Source organism: Antarcticimicrobium luteum (genome assembly GCF_004358185.1).
GTDB classification, from domain to species: domain Bacteria; phylum Pseudomonadota; class Alphaproteobacteria; order Rhodobacterales; family Rhodobacteraceae; genus Antarcticimicrobium; species Antarcticimicrobium luteum.
Genome location: NZ_SMUV01000008.1, coordinates 1 through 2421 on the forward strand (window position 1 = coordinate 1; position 2421 = coordinate 2421).

Genomic DNA, 2421 nt, shown 5'->3' on the forward strand with positions numbered 1-2421 from the left:
ATTCCCATAATGCCGCGCTCCGGTTTATGCCGCGCCGACCCTTACAACCTGTTGCGTTGCGGTTAGATCGGCGCAGCATATCGGCATAATTCAGAGCGCTTCGAGGAATGCCAGGAGTTCGTCACCCGGTCGATATCGTCCACCCGTCTGGTCAACCGGCTTTGTCAGAGCCATCGCCTTTTCTTTCAGTTCGATATCGGCGTGGATGTAGACCTGTGTCGTCTCAATCGATTCATGGCCCAGCCAAAGGGCGATAATCGTTCGGTCCACACCGCTCTGTAGAAGCTGCATTGCAGCGGTGTGGCGCAAGACATGGGGTGTGACGCGCTTCAGTCTGAACGTCGAGCTGGTCGAGGCGGCGGTTGCCGCATGTTTCCGAACAATTCGCTCAACCGCATCTCTGCTGAGCGGCCTGCCACGGATGGTTGCGAACAGGGGATCGCTGGGCTCAGTCCGGCACTGCGCAAGCCATGCCTTCAATGCAAACCGACTGTCTGTCCGAAGCGGCGTTGCGCGTTCTTTTCGACCCTTGCCCACGCATCTGAGGTGCGCTCCGGTGCCAAGCTCGACATCGCCAACGCGAAGGCCGATCACCTCCGATACACGCAAGCCGGTTTGGAGCATTGTGAGAAGCAGAACGCGGTCGCGCCGCCCAAACCAGGTCGTCTGGTCAGGTGCCTTCAGCAAGGCCTCCATCTCGTCACGGGTCAGGAAGTCCACGACGCGTTTTTCGTGCCGCTTGGACGGCATCGCCAGCACCTTCTGGCAATGGTGCAGGAGCTGGGGCTCACAGCCCGCGACGTATTTGAAGAACGAGCGAATGGCCGCGAGGCGAGTGTTCCGGCTTCGCGCGCTGTTACCTCGTTCCTCCTCGCAGAAGGTCAGGAACCGACCGATGATGTCGGCGTCAATGTGAGCCACATGTAGCTCAGTCGGCGGCAGCCTTGTCTGCGCCTCGGCGTATCTCAGCAAGAGCCGGAAGGTGTCGCGATAGCTGGCAATCGTGTTTGGACTGGCCTGCATCTGGGTCAACAGCCGCTCGGTGAAGAACCGCTGCACATAGACGGGCAATGGATAGGTTGCGATCATGATGCGTCCTCCAAAACCCGCCGTTCGGCCCGCGCCGCGGCTAACTGCATCAGCTCGGGCACGGCCTCGATGTACCAGAACGTGTGCTTGGGCTCGGAATGGCCGAGATAGGTGCTGAGCTTGTACATTTCAGTTTCGATGTCCCGGCCATCCCGGAACCAGTCCAGGATGGTGTGAACGGCAAATGTGTGCCGCAAATCATGGATGCGTGGCCCATGTCCGTGGCGGTTGAAGGCTTGTGGTGACCGAAGGCCGATGTTTCTGCTGACCTGCGCGAAGTTGTAGCGTGCCCCGCAATCTCCCGCCGGTTCGCCATCCTCTTTGATGAAGAACCGGGATGATTGCTGCGGAACCAGACGATCCCGCAGCTCGGCATATCGAACAAGCCAATGAGCGGTATCCTCGTTGACGGGAAGCTGTCGATCCTTGCCATTCTTGGTGTTTCTGAGCGTTAGGATAGCGCGTTCCAGATCGACGTCATGCTGATCCAAAGACAAAGCTTCGTTCACGCGCATCCCCGTCACCGCGATCAAGCCGAACAGGGTCTGCCACAATGCGGCACGGAGGCCATAAGGTGACGGCAGTCGACCGGCTTCAACGACAAGATCCGCGATCTGACTGGGCGCATAGATGTAGGGGACACGCCTTCGGTATCGGCCTGTGACAAGCTGGCTGGACGGGACCTCGGTCCGATTGTCGTGCTCCGCAAGCCAAAAGGCGAACCGGCGCACCATACCAAGGCGATGAGACCAAGTGTTGTTGTCCGCGCTGCCGTAGTTTGCCTTCCAATCGAGGAACAAGGGCGTCGAGATCCGATTGAACCCGTTTTCACCGGCATAAGTCGTGAACTTGCGCAGGACCCGTTCCTCAAAGGAGAGGTCAAACCCCATCGAACGCCGAAGGGCCAGATATTCATCAAGTCGTTGGGACAGCGTCTTCATTGGGCGTCTCCCGAAGTTGGCCAGGGGCGCGAGATCGAGCGCAGGGCAGCCACATCGTATTGCGCATAGATGGTTGTGGTCATTGCAGATCGGTGACGCAGCACGTCCCCGATCTCAGCAAGCGAAGCACCCTTTCGCAGCATGTCGGTGGCCAGGCTGTGCCGCAGAATGTGGGTGCCTATATAGGCTTGTGGCGGGCTAATGCCGGTCGCGTCATAGGCGTCTCGCAATATCCATCGCAGGATTTGCGCGTCCTTGAACCTCTTGAAGGGCGGTTTCACCGACACGAACAGCGCGCGGTCCGGGCCCCGGCGCTCATTCTTGATGTAATCGACAATCGCCTCACCAACCTCCGCCGACATCGGCATCCGATCGTGCAACTGCCTCTTGC

At 59.1% G+C, this 2421-nt stretch carries 3 protein-coding genes; all 3 read right to left on the bottom strand.

The window, feature by feature from the left end:
* Positions 1-90: 90 nt before the first annotated feature.
* Positions 91-1089, bottom strand: a complete 999-nt coding sequence (locus E1832_RS00070) for a tyrosine-type recombinase/integrase (RefSeq protein WP_102856250.1) — start codon at positions 1087-1089, stop codon at positions 91-93.
* Positions 1086-2030 carry a tyrosine-type recombinase/integrase gene (locus E1832_RS00075; RefSeq protein ID WP_058123597.1) on the bottom strand — a complete coding sequence of 315 codons (945 nt, stop codon included), beginning with the start codon at positions 2028-2030 and terminating at the stop codon, positions 1086-1088. The genes E1832_RS00070 and E1832_RS00075 overlap by 4 nt, the downstream gene beginning before the upstream one ends.
* Positions 2027-2421, bottom strand: a 395-nt coding sequence (locus E1832_RS00080; protein WP_206020962.1) for a tyrosine-type recombinase/integrase, incomplete at its 5' end; no start/stop codon positions are given. The genes E1832_RS00075 and E1832_RS00080, both read right to left, overlap by 4 nt.

Coding starts and splice junctions, on each gene's coding strand:
- E1832_RS00075 (WP_058123597.1), bottom strand. CDS start 2,030: ATGAAGACGCTGTCCCAACGACTTGATGAATATCTGGCCCTTCGGCGT.
- E1832_RS00070 (WP_102856250.1), bottom strand. CDS start 1,089: ATGATCGCAACCTATCCATTGCCCGTCTATGTGCAGCGGTTCTTCACC.